The 18960-nt window shown below is 68.5% G+C and carries 19 protein-coding genes and 1 pseudogene; 11 read left to right on the top strand and 9 right to left on the bottom strand.

Features of this window, described 5'->3' with window-relative positions; all coding sequences use genetic code 11:
* Positions 1-493 (bottom strand): annotated as a pseudogene (locus tag HNO80_RS16730) (HNH endonuclease); the annotation flags it as partial.
* A gap of 105 nt (positions 494-598) precedes the next feature.
* Between HNO80_RS16730 and HNO80_RS16735 the strand changes: the two are divergent.
* Positions 599-1138, top strand: a complete 540-nt coding sequence (locus tag HNO80_RS16735; RefSeq protein ID WP_175323982.1) for a hypothetical protein — start codon at positions 599-601, stop codon at positions 1136-1138.
* Between the two features lie 28 nt (positions 1139-1166).
* Here HNO80_RS16735 and HNO80_RS16740 read toward each other — a convergent pair whose 3' ends face one another.
* The gene (locus HNO80_RS16740) at positions 1167-2705 is read right to left on the bottom strand and encodes an amidohydrolase (protein WP_175323983.1); all 1539 of its coding nucleotides are present in this window, start codon (positions 2703-2705) and stop codon (positions 1167-1169) included.
* Positions 2706-3066: 361 nt separating this feature from the next.
* Between HNO80_RS16740 and HNO80_RS16745 the strand changes: the two genes are divergently transcribed.
* From HNO80_RS16745 to HNO80_RS16785, 9 genes are all read left to right on the top strand, one after another.
* Positions 3067-3447, top strand: coding sequence for a hypothetical protein (locus tag HNO80_RS16745; RefSeq protein ID WP_175323984.1), 381 nt, complete (start codon positions 3067-3069; stop codon positions 3445-3447).
* The gene (locus tag HNO80_RS16750) at positions 3444-4499 is read left to right on the top strand and encodes a zinc-dependent alcohol dehydrogenase family protein (protein WP_175323985.1); all 1056 of its coding nucleotides are present in this window, start codon (positions 3444-3446) and stop codon (positions 4497-4499) included. Before HNO80_RS16745 ends, HNO80_RS16750 begins: the two co-directional genes overlap by 4 nt.
* The gene (locus HNO80_RS16755) at positions 4496-4945 is read left to right on the top strand and encodes a flavodoxin family protein (protein WP_175323986.1); all 450 of its coding nucleotides are present in this window, start codon (positions 4496-4498) and stop codon (positions 4943-4945) included. The genes HNO80_RS16750 and HNO80_RS16755 overlap by 4 nt, the downstream gene beginning before the upstream one ends.
* Positions 4942-6675: a DUF4389 domain-containing protein gene (locus tag HNO80_RS16760; RefSeq protein WP_175323987.1), complete on the top strand. Its 1734-nt coding sequence runs from the start codon at positions 4942-4944 to the stop codon at positions 6673-6675. The genes HNO80_RS16755 and HNO80_RS16760 overlap by 4 nt, the downstream gene beginning before the upstream one ends.
* Positions 6676-6869: 194 nt before the next feature.
* On the top strand, positions 6870-7706 hold the full coding sequence (locus HNO80_RS16765) for a DUF4397 domain-containing protein (RefSeq protein WP_175323988.1): 837 nt from the start codon (positions 6870-6872) through the stop codon (positions 7704-7706).
* 77 nt (positions 7707-7783) lie between these two features.
* Positions 7784-8566 (top strand): class F sortase, encoded by a 783-nt coding sequence (locus HNO80_RS16770; protein ID WP_175323989.1) that lies wholly within the window; start codon positions 7784-7786, stop codon positions 8564-8566.
* Positions 8563-9192: an RNA polymerase sigma factor gene (locus HNO80_RS16775; protein WP_175323990.1), complete on the top strand. Its 630-nt coding sequence runs from the start codon at positions 8563-8565 to the stop codon at positions 9190-9192. Before HNO80_RS16770 ends, HNO80_RS16775 begins: the two co-directional genes overlap by 4 nt.
* The gene (locus HNO80_RS16780; RefSeq protein ID WP_175323991.1) at positions 9179-9973 is read left to right on the top strand and encodes an anti-sigma factor domain-containing protein; all 795 of its coding nucleotides are present in this window, start codon (positions 9179-9181) and stop codon (positions 9971-9973) included. The genes HNO80_RS16775 and HNO80_RS16780 overlap by 14 nt, the downstream gene beginning before the upstream one ends.
* A gap of 96 nt (positions 9974-10069) precedes the next feature.
* Positions 10070-10849 (top strand): SDR family NAD(P)-dependent oxidoreductase, encoded by a 780-nt coding sequence (locus HNO80_RS16785; RefSeq protein WP_175323992.1) that lies wholly within the window; start codon positions 10070-10072, stop codon positions 10847-10849.
* Here HNO80_RS16785 and HNO80_RS16790 read toward each other — a convergent pair.
* The 5 genes from HNO80_RS16790 to HNO80_RS16810 form a co-directional block, all read right to left on the bottom strand.
* On the bottom strand, positions 10846-11301 hold the full coding sequence (locus HNO80_RS16790; RefSeq protein WP_175323993.1) for a DUF1003 domain-containing protein: 456 nt from the start codon (positions 11299-11301) through the stop codon (positions 10846-10848). The genes HNO80_RS16785 and HNO80_RS16790 overlap by 4 nt on opposite strands.
* A 43-nt stretch (positions 11302-11344) precedes the next feature.
* Positions 11345-12442 carry a sulfite oxidase gene (locus HNO80_RS16795; protein WP_175324010.1) on the bottom strand — a complete coding sequence of 366 codons (1098 nt, stop codon included), beginning with the start codon at positions 12440-12442 and terminating at the stop codon, positions 11345-11347.
* A gap of 142 nt (positions 12443-12584) precedes the next feature.
* A complete protein-coding gene (locus HNO80_RS16800; protein ID WP_175323994.1) occupies positions 12585-13439 on the bottom strand; it encodes an SDR family oxidoreductase in 855 nt (284 codons plus the stop codon).
* A 3-nt stretch (positions 13440-13442) separates the two neighbouring features.
* Positions 13443-14447 carry an aldo/keto reductase family protein gene (locus HNO80_RS16805; RefSeq protein WP_175323995.1) on the bottom strand — a complete coding sequence of 335 codons (1005 nt, stop codon included), beginning with the start codon at positions 14445-14447 and terminating at the stop codon, positions 13443-13445.
* 40 nt (positions 14448-14487) lie between these two features.
* Positions 14488-15117 (bottom strand): hypothetical protein, encoded by a 630-nt coding sequence (locus HNO80_RS16810; protein ID WP_175323996.1) that lies wholly within the window; start codon positions 15115-15117, stop codon positions 14488-14490.
* Between the two features lie 264 nt (positions 15118-15381).
* On the opposite strand from HNO80_RS16810, the gene HNO80_RS16815 reads away from it, so the two are divergent.
* Entirely contained in the window at positions 15382-15810 is a 429-nt protein-coding gene (locus HNO80_RS16815; protein ID WP_175323997.1) for a YchJ family protein, read from the top strand.
* Here HNO80_RS16815 and HNO80_RS16820 read toward each other — a convergent pair.
* A complete protein-coding gene (locus HNO80_RS16820) occupies positions 15807-16745 on the bottom strand; it encodes a YrzE family protein (RefSeq protein ID WP_175323998.1) in 939 nt (312 codons plus the stop codon). The genes HNO80_RS16815 and HNO80_RS16820 overlap by 4 nt on opposite strands.
* 167 nt (positions 16746-16912) lie before the next feature.
* Positions 16913-18928, bottom strand: a complete 2016-nt coding sequence (locus HNO80_RS16825) for an acyl-CoA dehydrogenase family protein (protein ID WP_175323999.1) — start codon at positions 18926-18928, stop codon at positions 16913-16915.
* Positions 18929-18960 lie beyond the last annotated feature (32 nt).

Genomic DNA, 18960 nt, shown 5'->3' on the forward strand with positions numbered 1-18960 from the left:
CGCGATCGCCCGCCCCACTAAAGGTCCCGGCGTCGGGGGCGAGTTCCTCGTCCACAGCGGCCCGGTCCGCGGCGGACAGGCAGGCGGTCTCGCGGACCAGCAGGGTGGCGCGCCATTCGTTGATCTGGCCTGTCTCCACAGCGGCGAGGGTGCGCGGCATCTCGGTGACGAGCGCTTTCGCGAGGCCCAGGAGCCGTCCGCCCTTGGCCGGGGATTCGCGCCGTGCGAGGGCGATCTGCGCGCCGACCCCGGCCCCGAGCTGGTCGGCGGGAACGCCGGCAAGGGATTGTTCGCGGCGCTGGGACAGGTCGAAGGCGACGGCGTCCCGGGCCTGGCGGGCGGTCAGGGCTGACTTCAGATCCTCCAGCTCGCGTGTTTCGTCAATGAGGGCCGCGGCGCTGGCCGGGGCCGGGATTCCGGCCAGGATCCGCGCAAGGTCCGCGACCGTTACGCCTTCCGTCAGAGCCACGTCGGGCCCTTGCATGCCGTCCATGGAAACACGCTAGCGGGCACCTGTGACAATTAAAGCGGCCGCGGAACCAGCGCCTCCGTAGGCTCCACAGGACCGCCACGCCTAAAAGCCCAAACCTAGGAACCCATGCAGATCAACAGACAGTCACTGAAGCAGGACGGCTTCACCGGGTTCCGACCGCTAGCGGAGCTGGATATCAACCGGATCCCGCAGAGACCTGGCATCTTCGCGGTGCTGATGCCTGAGGGTCCCGCGTCCGGCAGCAACGGGCCGGGCAACGCCCGGCCCCACTTCCTCGCCAAGAGCACGGCGGGCATCTTCAAGAAAAAGGACCCAACCCTGAAGGCCGAGGCGCTGGACGTCGAATGGGTCGACGGTGCCGACGTCCTCTACGTGGGCAAGGCCGGGCCGGGCAGCAAAGGCAACCGGGGGCTGCGCAGGCAGATCCAGGAGTTCGTGGACTTTGGCAAGGGCAAGCCGCCGGGCCACTGGGACGGGCGGCTGATCTGGCAGCTCGCCGCGGCCAACAAGCTGATCATCGCGTGGAAGGAGCTACCCGTGGAGCAGCTCGACGCGGCCGAAGCCGGCTACCACGCCGCGTTCATCGCAGACCACGGCAGGCTGCCGTATGCCAACCTGGTCCAGGCCCGCGTCAAGGGCGCCTAGCCACCAAAGCCCAGCTAGGCGCACCCAGCTAGAACCCGCCGCGGTGCGTGAAACGCCCCGCCACCAGCGTCGCGGCCACCGGCATCGCGGCAAACTCGGCGTCGGAAACGGCCAGCGGGTCGGCGTCGAGCACGGCGACGTCGGCCGGGTCGCCGACGCTGATCCTGCGCCGTCCGCGCGACGACGCAGCCAACGCCTCCTGCCGGGTCAAAGCCTGCTCCGGGTGCCACGGACCCCGGCCGTCCTGCCGCGCCCGGGTGGTGGCCGCGGACATCGCCGTCCACGGTTCCAGCGGCGCCACCGGAGCGTCGGAACCAAGCGCCAGCGTCGCCCCGGCGTCGAGCAGTGAGCGCAGCGGGAACGCCCGCTCCGTCCGGCCGGCCCAGTTGGAGTCGGCCGCGTCGCGGTCATCGAGGGCGTGGGCGGGCTGCACGCTGGCGGTGAGGCCCAGTTCGCCAAACCGCGCGAAGTCCTGCTGCCGGACAAACTGCGCATGCTCAATCCGGCCCCGTATCCCGGCTGCCGCGAACGCGTTCAGCGCCACCTCATTGGCGCCGTCGCCGATGGCGTGCACCGCAGGGACGAACCCGGCGTCGCGGGCCCGCACCAGCAGCCCCAGCAACTCTGCCTCGCTGACGGTGAGCAGGCCGTGGCTGCCGTGCGGGTAGGGGTCCACGCAGTACGCCGTGCGCGTGTTCAGGGAGCCGTCGATCAACACCTTCAGCGGACCCACCCGAAGGAGTCCGCCGCCCTCCGGAACCTGCTGGCCGGTCCGCATCCCCGCGCCGACGGCGCGGTCCAGATCCTGCGGATAGACCCCCGCATCCACGCGGAAGGAATCGAACCCCGCCGCGATCCGCCGCAGCCACGTATCCCGGTTCCAGACCATCTCGAAGTCGACAATCCCCACGATGCCTCGGGCAGTGGCCGCCTTCCCGGCGTCGCGGACCATGGCGTCGACCGCGTCGTCAGGAAGGCGGCCCAACTCCCGGGTCAGTTCAAAGGCCGGATCCTCGCGGAGCAGTCCGTCCGCGCCCACGGCCACGCCGTAGCGCCCGGCCGCCGCGCTGTTGAGCCACACGCAGTGCAGATCGTGGCTGATCAGCGCCGTGGGGACGCCGGCGGTCGCGCCGTCGAGCAGTTCAAGGCTGGGCATGTCCGCCCAGACAGCGTCGCGGAATCCGACGCCGACGAGCGTCCGGCCGCCGTGCGCGGCACCGCCGGAGTCTCTGCCTTCCGCCGCCCCGGAACGCTTTTCCTCCAGCTGGGACTGCACGACGGCGGCCGCTTCCCGAGCGGAGCCAGCGCCGGAAAGATCGATCCGGCCGGCGGCCAGGGCCCACTGGGTCATGTGGACATGCTCATCCCACAGCCCCGGAATCACGAAGCGCCCGTCGAGGTCCACCACCTGGAGACCGCCCGCCGAAGCGTCCGGCAACGAACTCGGCACAATCTCAGCAACAACGCCGTCCGTAATGAAAATGTCATAGAGCGTCATTTCCCCCGGCTGCCGGACCGAGGTGAGAGCAAGACCCGGCTGAGCGGCGGAAGCGGCGTTTTTCGGCATAGGAACAGGCTAGGGGCACATGGAGGCGGCAACAATTCGCGCCCCATTGGTCACTGCCAACACACGGCTCCCAGTCCCCGGAGCGCCGTCGCGGGCAAGGGACTTTCGCCCCCTTGCCCGCGAACAGCACTGAGGTCATTCTGGAGTTGGGGCGGTTCCTGCACGGCCATTGGGGGATGAACCGCCTGCAAGCATTTTCGGTCTCGCTAGGACCCTGGGGTGAGGAAATGGCATTTGCACTTTCCAGCTTGGGCAGGAAAGGCAGGAGACCATCCAACATGTCTATTCAATATTCCGTCGCAGCCGACGGGCACACGACAGCTGCCGCGGCGGCTGCGCGGCGGGGGAGCTCTGAGATCGCATGAGCCCGCTGCGTCACTTGAACCAAGCCAGCCGCGCCCGGTCTTTCCACGCACACCCCTCTCACGGCGACCCGCGGATTAAGGTGGTCATCCGGATCGACCCCGCGGAGGAGTCCGCGCGCATCGAGGTGCGCGGCGTCGTCACGACCGCCAACATCCGGGCGCTCTACGTGGTGTGCCGCCGGGTGACCTCCAGACTCGCAGGTTACGAGCTCGTCGTGGACCTGGCGCACGCCCGGGTCACCGCGGCAGCTTTCGAGGAGCTCCGCGAGCACGCCCGCCAGTCCATCGTTTCTTCCGGCATCGACTCTTCCGTCACCCCCTGCCGCCTGCGGATCGTCGATCCGCACGTCATCCTCAGAACCAAGGAGCTCGCATGAAAGCCCTCGTGTACGGCGGCCCCGGCCAGAAGTCCTGGACGGACGTCCCGGATCCGAAGATCCAGAATCCCAGCGACGTGATCGTCAAGGTTGAGACCACCACCATCTGCGGCACGGACCTTCATATCCTCAAGGGCGATGTGCCCGCTGTAACCAAGGGCCGGATCCTCGGCCATGAGGGCGTGGGAACCATCACCGAGACCGGATCCTCCGTGACCGGACTGAAGGTGGGGGACCGCGTCATCATCTCCTGCATCAAGTCCTGCGGGCACTGCGCCAACTGTAAGACCGGGCTCTACTCGCACTGCATGGGCGAAGAAGGGCAGTCCGGAATCGGCTGGGTCTTCGGCCACCTGATCGACGGCACACAGGCCGAATACGTCCGCGTCCCCTACGCCGAAAACTCGCTCCATCTGCTGCCGGAGGGTGTGAGCGACGAGCAGGCAGTGATGCTGTCCGACATCCTCCCCACCGGGTTTGAGATCGGCGTGCAGTACGGCCGGGTCAAGCCCGGCGACACCGTGGCCGTGGTGGGTGCCGGCCCGGTCGGCCTCGCAGCAATCGCCACCGCGGGCCTCTATGGCGCCGCCACCATCATCGCCATCGACCTCGACGCAAACCGGCTGGAAAAATCACGCGAGTTTGGCGCCACCGACGTCGTGCTTTCCGGCGACGCCGACTGGAAGGACCAGGTCATGGTGCTCACCGACGGGCAGGGCGTGGACGTGGCGATCGAAGCTGTGGGTATCCCGGCAACCTTCAGCATGTGCACCGACATCGTCCGTCCGGGCGGCAATGTGGCCAACGTGGGAGTGCACGGAAAATCCGTGGAACTTCACGTGGAGGACCTCTGGATCCGGAACATCAACATCAGCATGGGGCTGGTCAATGCCAACACCACCCCGATGTTGCTCAAGCTGGTGGCCCAGGACAAGGTGCCGGCAGACAAGTTCGCCACCCACCACTTCAACTTCGACCAGTTCATGGACGCCTATGACACCTTTGCCAGAGCCGCGGAAACGAAGGCCCTGAAAGTGGTGATCACCGCATGAAAGCCCACGTCGTCTACGATTCTGCGTTTGGCAACACCAAAACCGTGGCGGAAGCCGTCGCCGGCTCGCTCGGCGAACTCCACGCCACCCCCGTTTCGGTCAGCGAGTTCTCCCCCGACGACCTGGCGGCGGGGGACCTGCTCGTCCTCGGAAGCCCGATCAACGGCTGGCGTCCGACGGCGAAGATCACGGAGCTGCTCGCGACGCTCGGGGACGGCCACCTCAACGGGGTCAAAGCGGCAGCTTTCGACACCCGGGTCCGGATGTTCGTCCACGGCGACGCGGCGAAGAAGATGGCGCACGCGCTCCGGGACAACGGCGCCGACATGATTTCCGAGCCGATGCCCTTCTACGTCCAAGGCAGCGAGGGGCCGTTGCGGCCCGGCGAAATCGAGAAGGCCGCACGATGGGGCAAGTCACTGCTGGAGGCGTTGGAACGGCCATGAAACCGGGCCGGATTGTCATGCTGGTGCTCGGCACGCTTGCTGCGCTGCTGGGCCTGGGACTCCTCGCCGGGGCCGGCTTTACCGGCTGGGCCAATTACCAGCAGCGCGACGGCGGTTACTTCACCACCCCGTCCGAGCGCTACACGGTGGACTCTTACGCGTTGACCTCGCCGCGGCTGAATGTCATGACCGACGCCGGACCCGCCGGGGTCGACCCGGCCGCGGTGGCTGGCAGCGTGATGCTGCGCGGCTCCGCTGCGGACTCGGCGCAGCAGATCTTCATCGGCATCGCGCCGCAGGCAGATGTGGCCGCCTATTTGAGCGGTGTCAAACACTCCGAGCTGACCGAGGTACGCTTCTCGCCTTTCCGGGCCGAGTACCGGGATGTGTCCGGCACCAAGCCTCCGGCCCGGCCGGCGGATCAGAAGTTTTGGACGGCGTCCGCCACTGGGGCCGGCAGCCAGGAACTCAGGTGGGACCTGCGCTCCGGAAACTGGGCCGTCGTGATCATGAACGCCGACGCGAGCAGCCCGGTTTCCGTCGACCTCCGCGGCGGCGCCCGCTCGGACCTCCTGTGGCCGATCTTCCTCGGGCTACTGATCGGCGGCATTGTGCTGCTGGCCGTGGGTGTCCCGCTGATTGTGGCCGGCGCAGCCGGGCTGGGTCGCGGCAGGCCGCCGCAGGGTCCCGGCCAGCAACAACCTGGGGCTCCTTACACCGGCGCCCCACACGCCCCGGCTCCCTACGCGGGTGCCCCCTACGCGGGCGCTCCCTACGCGGGTGCCCCCTACGCGGGTGGTCCCGCTTCGGGTGCTCCGTATTCGGCGGGACCGTTGCCGGGGGGCGCCCCTCCCGGGGGCTACGTCTATCCCGCGCGGCTCAGTGGCTATTTGGACCCGCAACTGTCCCGCTGGCTGTGGCTGGTCAAGTGGTTCCTGGCCATCCCGCACTACATCGTGCTGTTCTTCCTTTGGTTCGCCTTCGTCGTCACCACAATCGTGGCCGGCTTCGCGATCCTTTTCACCGGCCGCTATCCGCGCTCGCTGTTCAACTTCAACGTGGGCGTGATCCGCTGGAGCTGGCGGGTGGCGTTCTACTCCTACGCGGCGATCGGCACGGACCAGTACCCGCCGTTCACGCTGGCCCGCACCGGCTATCCGGCGGACTTCGACGTCGACTACCCGGAGAAACTGTCCCACGGGCTGGTGCTGGTGAAGTCCTGGCTGCTGGCCATCCCGCATCTGCTCATCGTCGGTGTCCTTACGGGGACGACGCGCAGCTGGGGCGGCCGCGAGGGTTATTGGGCGGACGGGCAGTGGATCCAGCAGAATTCCGGCATCTCGCTGATCGGGCTGCTGGTGCTCATCGCGGGTGTCATCCTGTTGTTCACAGGTCAGTACTGGCGCGGCCTGTTCGACCTGCTGATGGGCCTGAACCGCTGGATCTACCGCGTCATCACCTATGTGGCCCTCATGCGGGACGAATACCCGCCGTTCCATCTGGACATGGGGCCCACCGACCCGGGCGACCTCCAGCCGGTTCCGACCGCCGGCCCTCCGCCGGGCCCCGTTTACGGCCAGTCGGCACCCGGCCAGACGGCGGCCCAGGCCGGAACGCCCGAGCAGCAATCCGGGCCGCCGGGCTTCTATGGGATCGGCGGACCGTCCGCGTCGGTTCCTCCGGAAGTTCACGAGGGGAGGGGCGGCCCGGAGGTCCCTCCGCGTCCCTAGGCCACCCCAGGTCGTCTCCCGCAGCGGCCGGGCAGCTCCTTGAGCCGCCCGGCCGCTGGACTACGTCCGCTGGGCATGCACTATCCTCCTGCAAAACATTTCTACATGCATCTGCATCCAAACGGCCCCGCGCGCCGGTAGTAGGGGTGTAAGCAAAGAATCGCCCGCTTGCCGGGCCGTTGAAGGAGATGTAAATGCGTACCAGCCTTTTCACTGCAGGCGCCGTGGCAATCGCGGCAGCTCTCACCCTTGCCGGCCCCGCCCAGGCGGCCGAGCCCGACGCCCAGCTTTCCGTCCTCCACGGAGTGCCGGGGTTGACCGTTGACGTCTGGGTCAACGGCGAACGCACCCTGGACGACTTCGCCCCCGGGACCCTGGCCGGTCCGCTGGCCCTTCCTGCCGGGGCCTACGAGCTTGCCATCACCGCCGCAGATGCCAAGGACGCCTCTGCCCCCGTAATCGGTCCCGTGAAGGTCAACCTCGCCGCCAGCGGCAACTACACGGCCGTTGCCAACCTCGACGCCGCGGGCAAACCGACGGCCAACTTCTTCACCAACGACGTTTCGCAAATCGGTCCCGGCAAGGGCAAGCTCACTGTCCGCCATACGGCAGCAGCGCCGGCCGTGGACATCCTTGCAGGCGGCGCCCCCGTCATCTCAAACCTGGCCAATCCCAAGGAGAAGACGCTCACCCTGGACCCCGGCACCCTGTCCGTTGCGGTGGCCGCCGCAGGCACCACGGCTCCGGTGATCGGCCCGGCCGATGTGACGGTCGCCGAAGGCACCCACACGGTGGTGTACGCGTGGGGCAGCCTCGCGGATAAGAACCTGAAGCTGGCTGTACAGAACATCGAGGGTCTGCACTCCGCGCCCGGCGGCGTTCCGGGCGGACGCGCCGGCGCCGCCGACGCCGGCACCGCACCCGTCGATCAGACAGCCGTGACGGTGGGCATCGGTGCCGCGGTCCTGCTACTGCTTGTCGGCGGGGTCGCTGCGGCCCGCAGGCAGCCGGCGTTCCGCCGCACCCGCTAGGACGCGACCGCTCACGCTGGCCGCCCGGATACCCCGGGCGGCCGGCCCTTGGGCTCCCCCACGGGAGGAGGAAGAACATGCTGCGCACGACGGCGAAGGCCACCCGGCGTCTCCACGCTGGTGTTCCGCAAAGGTCCGCCCAGCGCTCCGCCGCACGGATCGCGGCATCCGCCGCCTTGGTGGCGCTGCTGATCGCCGGTTGCGCCGCGCCCCAGTTGAGCTCCGCTCCGCTGCCTCCGGGGACAGCCGGCATGGGGACTGCCGCCCCCGTCACCGGACGACCCGGTGCCGAAATGCCGCCGCAACCCCAGCCCACGCAGCCGGTGCAGGTCACGCCGGCTCCCGCCCCAAAGTCAGCGGTCCCGAAGTCAGCCATTCCGGTCCGGCCGGCGGCCCCGGTGGCCAGCCCGGCCAAGGACCCGGCCCCGCGCTTCCTGACCGTCGCGGGAACCACCATCAACATGCCCATTGTGAAGGTGGGGGTCAGCCCGGACGGGGCCATGGAGATCCCGGAGCCCTTCAACCAGGCCGGCTGGTACCGCTTCGGGCCGGCTCCCGGAGCCGCCGCCGGCACTGCTGTGGTGGCGGCGCACGTCGACACCACCTCCGATGCGGCGCCGTTCTCCCAGCTCAAGTCGCTCGCGCCAGGCACCCTCGTGACTGTGCAGCGCATCGGCGCTCTGCCCCTGAACTTCCGGGTGATCCAGGTTGAACTCATGGCCAAGGACGCGTTCGACGGCGCGTCGGTCTTCCGGCGCGACGGACCACCCCAGCTGAAGCTGGTGACCTGCGGCGGTCGATGGCTGGACGAACAACAGAACTACGGTGACAATGTGATTGTCACCGCGGTGCCAGCATGACCCAGGACTCAGCGCTCAGCGTCGCCACCAGAATTGGGAAGGAGCCTCGCTTGGCACCTTTCGAGGCCTCTTCGGCTTGGCACGCGGGACTGAACGAGTCTTTCGCCGCCGGCGACGAAACCGCCCTGGCCGAGGCGTACCGGCAGTTCTCGCCCCTTGTGCACGCGCTGGCGCTGCGCTCGCTGCGCGACAACTCCGCGGCAGACGACGTCACCCAGGAAGTGTTCATCCGGGTATGGCGCTCGCGGTCGGCGTTCGATCCGGCGAAAGCCCGGCTGCCGGCGTGGATCGTGGGCATCACTCGGAACGCAATCACGGATGCGCAGGCGGCCTCGATGCGGGAAAACCGGAGGGTCCAGGCCGCCGTCGAGCTCTCCCCCGACCCGGAACAGGCCGCCGGGCACGGGGCCGCCGAGGTGCTGGCCGACCGTTTGCTGCTGGACGGCGAACTGGAAAGGCTGGGGGAGCCGCAAGGATCCATCCTGAAGCTCGCCTTCTATGATGACCTGACGCACTCGCAGATTTCACAGAAGCTGAACCTGCCGCTTGGTACGGTCAAGAGCCACATACGCCGCAGCTTGTCCCAGCTCAGAAGCCGATTGGAGGTAGACCGTGCAACATCTTGATCCTGAGTCCCTGAGCCTGCTGGCCCTCGGCGAAGACCTTGGAGACGACGCCGCGGACCACCTCCGTTCCTGCGCCGGCTGCGCGGCGGACTACGCGGGCCTCCGTCGCGCAGTCGTCGCGGCAAAACCCGGACCTGACGCGCTCGCGTTGGAGCCGCCGGGACCGCAGGTGTGGGCAGGAATTCACCGCGCGCTGGGGCTTTCCACCGCTGTCGCCGCCGACCCGCTCGCGGCGTCCGATTCACCGTCGCCGACGCCGTCGTCAGAGGCTCCGATGCCACCGTCACCGGCGCCGCTGCCGTCCAGGGAGGAGCGCGCCGCCCGGAAGCGGAAGCCCGGCGGGGGCGCCGGGTGGATGCGCCGCCCCGGGGTGTGGCTGACGGCTGCCGCCGCCACAGTCCTGCTGGCGGCGGGAGTTTTCTGGTCCGTGCAGCAGAACCAGGCGCAGGTGACCCCGTTGGCCCGCGCCGAGCTCGCCCCGGTCGATCAGCACTCCGCCACCGGATCGGCCCGAGTCGTCGAGGCCAAGGACGGGCAGCGCACCCTGGAAGTTCAGGTCAACAAGAATGAGGCCCGGGGGTATCAGGAGGTCTGGCTGATAGCGCCGGACCTGTCCCGGCTGGTGAGCCTGGGAGTCATGACCTCCGATTCCGGCACCTTCCCGGTGCCGGCGGGCCTGAACCTGAGCGAGTACCCGATCGTGGACGTGTCCGACGAACCGGTCGACGGCAATCCCGCGCACTCCAGCGTGAGCATCGTGCGCGGAACCCTCGTGTCTTGAACCGTTCGTCCCATTGCCACCTGACCCCTTGCCACCTGACCCCAGCGAGAACATAGTTGAGGGAATTCACCACTCCGCGGCGGGAGGCAGGGAACGATGCTCACTAACCAAGTGCCGGCTGGCGGCCTACTGCAGGGCAAGACCGCGCTAATCTACGGCGCCGGCGGTGCGATCGGCGGAGCGGTGGCACGGGCCTTTGCGGGCGAGGGCGCGACGGTGTATCTCGCAGGCCGCACGGAATCCAGGCTGGAGAAAGTCGCGCGGGACATCAGGGAGGAAGGCGGAACGGCGGAAACCGCCGTCGTCGATGCCCTGGACGAGGAGCAGGTGGACGCCTTTGTGGACTCCGTGGCGAAAAAGTCCAAGCGGATCGACATCTCGTTCAACGTCATTTCCTTCGGCGACATCCAGCAGCCCTTGATGGAAATCGACGTCAACGACTTTACCCAGCCCATCACGCTGGCCACCCGCACCCACTTCCTCACCACCAGGGCCGCAGCAAGCTATATGATCAAGCAAAAGTCTGGCGTCGTGCTGATGTTCGGCGGCTCGGGCCCGCAGACCCTCGCCGGGCTCGGCGGCTTCAAGGTGGCCCTGGATGCGATGGAGGGCCAGCGGCGGCAATGGGCGCTGGAACTGGGCAAGTACGGGGTGCGCGTCGTCACCATGGTCACCGGCGGCATCATCGAGACCATTCCGTGGCAGGTCGAGGGGCGCGAGGAGATCGTGGTGGAGATCGCCAAGGCCGCGCACCTGAACCGCACCGCCACCCTGGTGGACGTCGGCAACGTGGCGAGCTTCATCGCCTCGGACAAGGCCGGCGCCATCACCGATGCCACCATCAACATCTCCAGCGGCGCGATTGTGGACTACTAGCGGTCCCCGGCCCGGCCGGCAGGATCGGTACGCTCCGGCGTCGCCCCGCTTCTGCCAGCCAGTTGCCGCAGCTCGCGGAGGATTTCGAGCTGCTGGTTATTGATGCTGGTGAGCCGGTCGATTTCGGCCTTGGACTGCAGGTCGGTGTCATAGTCGTGCTGGGCCATGGCAGCGGCGATGGCATCCTGGCGCTTCGCAGCAATGAGGAGGATGGCGCCCTGCAGGCCGGCAAGCATGGACAGGAAGAGGTTCAGCAGGATGTAGGGGTAGGGATCCCACGCGTGGGCGGCCAGCACCGTGGAGTTCAGCAGGGCCCAGACAATCATGAAGCCGATGAAGGAGCCCACGAACGGCCAGCTGCCCATCCCGTTCCGCATAACGTCTGCGGCCCGCTGGCCTTTGCTTAGCTGGGACTTGTGCGCCGCATGCCAGTTGATTTTTCGCTCGCTCATGGGCTAAGCGTAAGGGCCCGGCGGGCAGGCCTCGTGCGGGCGGCTATTCCACCGTGACTTTGACCCGCTGCACCACGTTGTTACCCATGCCTTGGTAATTCCAGACCGGCTCGAGCGGCTGGGTGGCGCCGCTGGAGTCCGTGGCGCGGCAGGACAGTTCGTGCTGTCCGGGATCCGCCACCCACGGCATCGACCACGCGGACCAGGCGAACGGCGCCGCGGGGTGTGCCAGCTGCGCGGGGGCCCATTTACCGTCGATGCCCACCTCCACCCGCTGTACGGCGCCGTGGCCGGACCAGGCTCGTCCGGTCAGCATCACCGGGCCCGCGGGCAGGAACCGCTGCCGGGTGAAGAAGTCCGGGATACCCGGCGGAACCATGAGCGAACGGACCTTGATCCACCTGACCGGAGTGCCGGCGTCGTCCGCGTCCCGCTGGTAGCGGTACGCGACAGATTGCTGGAACCCGTCGAAGGGCTTGGTCAGCACCTTGATCGAGGACAGCCACTTGACGCTGGCCATGCCGTACCAGCCGGGAACTACGAGCCGCAGCGGATACCCGTGCTGCGGCGGCAGCTCGGCGCCGTTCATCCGGTACGCCAGCACGACGTCGGGCCGCAGCGCTTCGCTGACCGGCAGGCTGCGCGCGTACTGCTGGCGCACGCCGCCCTGGATCCCGGCGTCGGCCCCGGTGAAGGCGACCTCGACGGCGTCCTCGTCCACGCCGGCCTGGCTCAGCAGGTAGGCCAGGGGCACCCCGGTCCAGACGGCGGTGCCGACACCCTCCATCATCCAGGGCTGGCTCAGTGGCCGCGGCTTGAGCAGGGCCCGGCCGTTGCCGGCGCACTCCAGCGTGACCGGGACACTGATGCTCGGTGCGCGGCGCAGGGCCCGGAGGTTGAGTTCCAGCGACCGCTGCACCGCGCCGCCAATCCGCAGGTGCCAGCTGTCCGCGTCGACGGCCGGGATATCGAAGTGGTCCAGCAGGTAGTGCAGCCCGGGCGGTGTCACGTCGTTCCGGAGGGCCTCCAACGGCATCGAGTGGTTCCGCACCGCAAGCTGCAGCTCTTCGGCTGTGAGCGGCCCATGGCTGGGCTCACCGGGGTGCGCCGCCAGCTTTTGCGCCTGCCGGCGCCGTGCCATGACCGGGGAAGTGTGCTTGGACAGTTGTTTGGGCATGGGACTGCGATTCTGTGTGCTTTTCGCGTTCCTTCAGGTCTACGCCGCCGCCCGGTAGGCGTCAATACCGGGCCGTGCGCGCCGGCCTGCCCCTGGAGCCTGCCGCCTAGAGTGAGTGCGCTTCGGCCAGGAAATCCGCCAGTCCCAGCGGTTCCCGCCCGGTCAGTTCGTGCACGGCCGACGTCGGTCCCGCGAGCTCGCCGGCGGCAATGGCGGTGTAGGTGCTGACCCAGGCGTCCACCTGCCAGGGCGGCGCTCCATAGGGTTCCCGGGAAGCGTACGCCTCTTCGAGGGTCTCGTTGTGGTAGCTGATGGTGCGGCCGGTGCCGGCGGTCAGCAGAACGGCGGCCGCGGTCAGCGAAAGGTCCTTCGGGCCGGTCAGGTCATAGCTCCGGCCTACGTGCAGCGCCGGAGCGCGCAGCACCGCCAGGGCAGAGCGGGCAACGTCCGCCCGGGCTACGGCTGCCATGACGCCATCCCCGGCGGGGCCCCGGATCACACCGTCCTCGCCGGCCAGCAGCGGCAGGAAGTCCAGGTAGAAGTTGTCCCGCAGGATCGTGTAGTCCATTCCGGAGGCCTTGATCCGCTCCTCGGTGGCATAGTGGTCCCGTCCCAGCGTAAAGGTGCAGTCGGGGGCAGCGCCGAAGAACGAGGTGTACACGATGTGCTGCACGCCGGCCCCAGCCGCCGCGTCGACGAAGCTGTAGTGCTGCTGGAGCCTGTCCTCGGCCTCTGCGGCGGAGACCATGAAGAGGGTCTTCACCCCGGCCAGGGCGGTCCGTGCCTGTGCGGCGTCCGCATAGCTGGCGAGGACGGGAACGGCGCCGTCCAGTTCCGGTGCCCGGCGGACGTCGCGCACGAGCAGCCGCTGGGCACTGTCCGCAGCGGCCAGCAGCCGGGCCACCTGGCCGCCGAGTTGGCCGGTGGCACCGGTGACGGCGAGGTCCGGCAGTGACTGCACTGGCTAGGCCTCGCGGGAGGCCGGCGACTTGGTCTGCGCCGGGTCCCGTTCGGCGAGGGACCCGATGGCGGCGTCGATCTTGTCCATGATGGCCGGGTCCAGTTTCACGCCGGCGGCGGCGACGTTTCCGGCGATCTGCTCCGGGCGGGACGCGCCCATGATGGCGGAGGCCACGTTCTTGTTCTGCAGCACCCACGCGATGCTCAGCTGGGCCATGGTCAGCCCGGCCTCCTCCGCGATCGGCTTGAGCTGCTGCACTCCGGTCAGCACCTCGTCGGACATCCAGCGCTCGATCATCCGGGCGCCGCCCTTGGCGTCCGTGGCGCGGCTGCCCTCGGGCGCCGGTTTGCCGGGGTGGTACTTGCCGCTGAGCACGCCCTGGGCCATGGGGGACCAGACGATCTGGGACAGGCCCAGCTCCTCCGATGTCGGGACCACCTCGGCCTCGATGACCCGCCACAGCATGGAGTACTGCGGCTGGTTGGAGATCAGCTGGAAGCCGAGGTCCTTGGCGAGGGCGTGGCCGTCGCGGATCTGGTTGGCCGTCCACTCACTGACGCCGATGTACAGCGCCTTGCCCTGCCGCACGATGTCGGCGAAGGCCTGCATGGTTTCTTCCAGCGGCGTCTCGTAGTCATAGCGGTGGGCCTGGTAGAGGTCCACGTAGTCCGTCTGTAGCCGGGACAGCGACCCGTTGATGGATTCCATGATGTGCTTGCGGGAAAGTCCAAGATCGTTATGGCCCTTGGGCCCGGTGGGACCGAATACCTTCGTGAAGATTTCCAGCGACTCACGGCGCTCGTCTTTGAGCGCCTCACCCAGAACCGTCTCGGCTGCAGTGTTGGCGTAGACATCCGCCGTGTCAAAGGTGCTGATCCCGGCGTCGAGCGCTGCCCGCACGCACTGGGTCGCGACGTCGTTCTCCACTTGCGAGCCGTGGGTGAGCCAGTTGCCGAAGGTGATTTCCGAAATCTTGAAGCCGCTGTGCCCGAGGTATCTGAATTCCATGGGTTCCAACGTAGCCCAGATGCCTGCCCGGGGTAAGGGCTCAGCTGGCCTTGCGTTCGGTATTCTGCTGCTGGCCCTGCCCTGTGCCTTGCCGCTGGCCCGGCCCGGCCGGCTGGTGTTTGAGCATGGCGAGCGAGCCGGTGTCCAGGACGGGGCTGGTGGCCGGAACCGGGGGCTTCTTAACGGCCCGCGGCGCGGCGGGGACGCCGTTCCGGTCCATCGCGGACTCGACCAAGGGCCCCACTTCCGTGATGTCGCGCGCCGGGGCCTTCGGGCTGGGGAGCTCGCGGACTGAGACCTTGACCTCCGGCGCGGCTTCGGCCTTAGCCCGCGCCCTTGCGCGGGCATCGGCACGCTCGACGGCGGCGGCCCACTCCGGGGACAGCTGGGGCTCCTTGCGGGCCGGTTTGGCTGGCTTCGCCGGCCTCGCGGCCTTGGCCGTACTGGCGGCGTCGGCTCTAGGTTCGACGGCGATCGTCTGGCCGGCCGGTTCGCCTGCGGACTTCAGGCCGCGGGCCAGCGCCGCGACGGCGATGGCCAGCAGTCGGCCGAGTCCGGCAAGCAGCAGGGTGATGACAAGGGCAACGAAGAGGCCGAAGAACATGACGAGGGCAACACCAAGAGTGCCGAAGAAGGTCAGGTTCATGGCGATCGTTGTCGGGTCTTCCACTTCGCCTCTCCAATCCAGCCTGCAGTGAGGTCCGTGCCGCAATCGTTCCGCCGGGCAACAGCCCTTCTTAACCATACGGACTATTTCGAACTGACACGCAGGGAAGGGCCTTACCGGGCACTATGTGTCCAAGCTGATACCTTCGGCAGCCCGCTCGGAGACTCCCACGTCCCCGCCGCTGCGGTCGGGGTCTGAAATCCGGCCGGGCGTCTATAGTCGGAAAAAGACCACGCCGGACCCGCCCGGCCCGCCGGAAGGATCCTCTTGACACACGCCCAGGCCGCCAGTTCCGAGCCCCACGGCGCCCTGTTCCAGGGCAACTGTCCGTGCCTGTCCGGCGAGCAGTACGGCGACTGCTGCGGCCGGTTTCATCGCGGCGACGCGCAGGCGCCCACCGCGGAGCAGCTGATGCGTTCCCGCTACAGCGCGTTCGTGGTGCTCGACGCCGCCTACCTGCTGCGGACCTGGCATCCGGACACACGGCCGGCCCAGCTGGAGCTGGATCCGGCCGTGCAGTGGCGGCGCCTGGACATCGTGACGACGGGCCGGGGCGGCCCGCTGGACACCGAGGGCACCGTCGAGTTCAAGGCGTATTACCGGCACGACGGCGAACGCGGGGTCCAGCACGAAACGAGCCGTTTCCTGCGCGAGGACCGACGCTGGTACTACCTCGACGCGGTCACGCTCGCCTAGCGCTCCTCGACGGTTTCTACCGGGGTGAAGCCTGCGCGGTCCACCTTGCGGTGGAAGCGCATGCCGGCAAGGCCGCCGAGCATGGCGCCGATGAGGGCCACCGCGGCAATGACGACCGCGGCGATCATGCTCGTGGCGGTGAGGTCGCCCTCGTTGACCGGGATGCGCGGGAAGCTGTTCAGGTTTGCGAGGACGTTGAACTGCTGGCCGGCGGTCATGGCAAGGATGGCGACGACGATGGCCGCGATCAGTGCCCAGATCCACACCATCAGGCCCTGGCGGGCGCCGTTGAAGCGCGCCATCCGGCCGGCCACGTAGCCGCCGCAGTAGTAGGACACAAAGAGGATCAGGAGCAGGGCGATGATGCCTGCGATTCCCACGCTCTGGTTCTGCGAGGCCTGGTTGACCGCCTCGTTGACGTTGGTGTTGGTGGCCAGGCCGACGGCGGTGCCCGCGGCGGCGACCAGGGCGGTGAGCAGCACGGCCATGCCGGTGGCGGCAAGCCAGCCGAAGAACGCGGAGCCGATCTTGACGCCGCCGAACTGTTCCTTCTCGCGGGCCACCACGGTTTCGCGGGTGGGCACCTCTTCAACGACGGTGTCGTTTGCGAGGCGGTCATCGCGGGTCCCGTGGATCACCCGGTCGTCACGGCCGGCGGTCCCCGCAGCTGCGGTGCCGGCGAGCGGAGCGGCGGGGAAGGCCCGCGTGTCGTTCGCGCGCTCGGCCCGTGCCTCGGCGCGCTCGGCCCGTGCCTCGGCGCGGTTTTCCGCTCGCGCCTCGGCGCGGCGTTCCGCCTGCTGGTCGGCCGTGACGGGCTGTTCCGCAGTCACGCCGTCCTGGCGGGCGTCGTGGATCCGGGCGTCCCGGTCGACGATTGCATCTTCCTCGCGTGCGCCGCGGGGGAGGCGGTCTTCGGGGCCTGCTGTGCTGCTCATGATGGCTGCTCGCTTTCACTGGTTGACGCGAACTTATGATTTGAACCGGGCACTGCAATGCTTCGACCGTCATCAGGTCTTGACTCCACCTAACCACGGCAGCCGCGCCAACAGCAAGGATGCTTACTATTCATCCCGGAGCCTGGCCGCACCGGCATCGCCCCATGTCAGCGGTACTTTCGGTGCAGGTCCTCCTTCACGGAGGCGCGCGGGCTGGCGTCCGCAATCCAGGGACCGGTTCCCTCCGACTGGTCCAGCACCCCCGCCTCAAGCCACTCGAAGTCCCCGGCGAGCACCTGGCGCGTCAGGGCGCGGTCGCCGTCGTCGGTGTTGCGCCAGAGCTGGTCGAAATACTCCTCGACCCGGACCCGCGCCTGCTCGCAATACGCGTCGGCCAGCTCGTAGGCCGAGGCGCCTCGTTCCGGGGAGGTCCGGAGCAGCATCTCCGCCCGCGAGCAGCAGGCGCCCATCGCGAACAGCTCGGCTCCAATGTCCACGATCCGGCCCAGGAACGCCTGCTTGTGTTCCAGCTTTGCCTGCCAGCGGCCCATTCCGTAGAAGGTCTGCCGCGCCAGCCGCCGCGACGCGCGTTCCACAAAGCGCAGGTGCCTGGCGAGGCGGCCGAAGTCGCCGTAGGAGCGCGGATCCATCCCGGTGCCGGCCACCAGCTTCGGCAGCCAGCGGGCGTAGAAGCCGGAGGCGCCGACGGCGGCCTTCGCCTTCTCGGACAGGCTGGCGTCCTCGGAGGCAAGCGCGCCCGCGGCGGCCAGATGGGCGTCCACGGCCTCACGTGCGATCAGCAGCCGCATGATTTCCGAGGAGCCCTCGAAGATCCGGTTGATCCGCAGGTCCCGCAGTTGCTGTTCGGCCGCGACGGCGCGCTCGCCGCGGGCCTCCAGCGAATCGGCGGTTTCGAAACCCCGGCCGCCGCGGATCTGCACCAGTTCGTCGGCGATCCGGCAACTGATTTCGGTGGACCACAGCTTGGCGAGGGCGGCTTCGATCCGGACGTCCTTCTGCCCGGCGTCGGCCAGCTCCGCGGACAGCTCGAACACGGCGTCCAGCGCGAAGGCGCTGGCGGCGATGAAGGCGATCTTCTTGCCCACCGCCTCGTGCTCGCCCACCGGGCGGCCCCACTGGGTGCGGGCGTTGGACCACTCCCTGGCGATTTTCAGGCTCCAGCGGCCGGAGGCAACACAGAGTGCGGGAATGGAGAGGCGTCCGGTGTTGAGCGTGGTGAGGGCGATTTTCAAGCCCTGCCCTTCACGTCCCAGCCGGTTGGCGGCCGGCACCCGGACCTGGTGGAAACGGGTGACGCCGTTCTCGATGCCGCGCAGGCCCATGAACGCGTTGCGGTTCTCCACCGTGATGCCGGGGGAGTCCATTTCCACCACGAAGGCGCTGATGCCGCCCTTGTGCGCGGTGCCGTCAGCGTCGGTGTGCGCGGGGACGAGCGCCATCACCACCACGAGTTCGGCGATCACGCCGTTGGTGGTCCAGAGCTTCACGCCGTCCAGCATGTACGACCCGCCGTCCTCGGAGGGGACGGCGGTGCTGCCCATCCGGGCCGGATCGCTGCCGACGTCGGGCTCGGTGAGCAGGAACGCCGTCACCGCGCCGGAAGCACAGCGCGGCAGGTACTCGCGCTTCTGCTCCGGCGTGCCGAACACCTTGACCGGCTCCGGGACACCGATCGACTGGTGCGCGGACAGGAGGGCGCCGAGGCTGGGGTGGACCGAACCCAGCAGGGCCAGCGCCCGGCCGTAGTACACCAGGGAAAGGCCCAGGCCGCCGTATTCGCGGGGGATCTTCATGCCAAAGACGCCCAGGGCCGCCAGGCCGGAGAGGTACTCGTCGGGGATCTTGGCGTCCCGCTCTATGGTGCGGCCGGACATGGTCCGGCAGTACGCGGTGAGCCGCTCCATGAACTCTTCGCCGCGTTCGACGTCGTCCGCCGGCGCCTGCGGCCAGGGGTGGATGAGGCTGAGGTCGAAGCTGCCGAGGTAGAGGCCCTTGGCGAAGCTGGGTCGGTCCCAACTGGTTTCGCGGGCGGCTTCGGCGATGGCCCGGGCATCGGCCGCGGTGGCCTCGGGGCCAATCTTTTGCGCGGCCACCGGAACTTCGGCGGCGGGGCTGTCGGTGGCCGGATCTTCGGTGGCTGGGTTGTCGACGGCGGAGCTCATTGGGCATCTCCTCTAACCGGGTTGTCCGGCTC

It is taken from the genome of Arthrobacter sp. C9C5 (assembly GCF_013359735.1).
Classification (GTDB): Bacteria; Actinomycetota; Actinomycetes; order Actinomycetales; family Micrococcaceae; genus Arthrobacter.

What these genes read in the sequence shown, in the direction of transcription:
- HNO80_RS16735 (WP_175323982.1), top strand. Translation starts at nt 599, where the DNA reads ATGCAGATCAACAGACAGTCACTGAAGCAGGACGGCTTCACCGGGTTC.
- HNO80_RS16770 (WP_175323989.1), top strand. Translation starts at nt 7,784, where the DNA reads ATGCTGCGCACGACGGCGAAGGCCACCCGGCGTCTCCACGCTGGTGTT.
- HNO80_RS16790 (WP_175323993.1), bottom strand. Translation starts at nt 11,301, where the DNA reads ATGAGCGAGCGAAAAATCAACTGGCATGCGGCGCACAAGTCCCAGCTA.
- HNO80_RS16755 (WP_175323986.1), top strand. Translation starts at nt 4,496, where the DNA reads ATGAAAGCCCACGTCGTCTACGATTCTGCGTTTGGCAACACCAAAACC.
- HNO80_RS16795 (WP_175324010.1), bottom strand. Translation starts at nt 12,442, where the DNA reads ATGGCACGGCGCCGGCAGGCGCAAAAGCTGGCGGCGCACCCCGGTGAG.
- HNO80_RS16825 (WP_175323999.1), bottom strand. Translation starts at nt 18,928, where the DNA reads ATGAGCTCCGCCGTCGACAACCCAGCCACCGAAGATCCGGCCACCGAC.
- HNO80_RS16805 (WP_175323995.1), bottom strand. Translation starts at nt 14,447, where the DNA reads ATGGAATTCAGATACCTCGGGCACAGCGGCTTCAAGATTTCGGAAATC.
- HNO80_RS16745 (WP_175323984.1), top strand. Translation starts at nt 3,067, where the DNA reads ATGAGCCCGCTGCGTCACTTGAACCAAGCCAGCCGCGCCCGGTCTTTC.
- HNO80_RS16820 (WP_175323998.1), bottom strand. Translation starts at nt 16,745, where the DNA reads ATGAGCAGCACAGCAGGCCCCGAAGACCGCCTCCCCCGCGGCGCACGC.
- HNO80_RS16775 (WP_175323990.1), top strand. Translation starts at nt 8,563, where the DNA reads ATGACCCAGGACTCAGCGCTCAGCGTCGCCACCAGAATTGGGAAGGAG.
- HNO80_RS16740 (WP_175323983.1), bottom strand. Translation starts at nt 2,705, where the DNA reads ATGCCGAAAAACGCCGCTTCCGCCGCTCAGCCGGGTCTTGCTCTCACC.
- HNO80_RS16750 (WP_175323985.1), top strand. Translation starts at nt 3,444, where the DNA reads ATGAAAGCCCTCGTGTACGGCGGCCCCGGCCAGAAGTCCTGGACGGAC.
- HNO80_RS16785 (WP_175323992.1), top strand. Translation starts at nt 10,070, where the DNA reads ATGCTCACTAACCAAGTGCCGGCTGGCGGCCTACTGCAGGGCAAGACC.
- HNO80_RS16765 (WP_175323988.1), top strand. Translation starts at nt 6,870, where the DNA reads ATGCGTACCAGCCTTTTCACTGCAGGCGCCGTGGCAATCGCGGCAGCT.
- HNO80_RS16760 (WP_175323987.1), top strand. Translation starts at nt 4,942, where the DNA reads ATGAAACCGGGCCGGATTGTCATGCTGGTGCTCGGCACGCTTGCTGCG.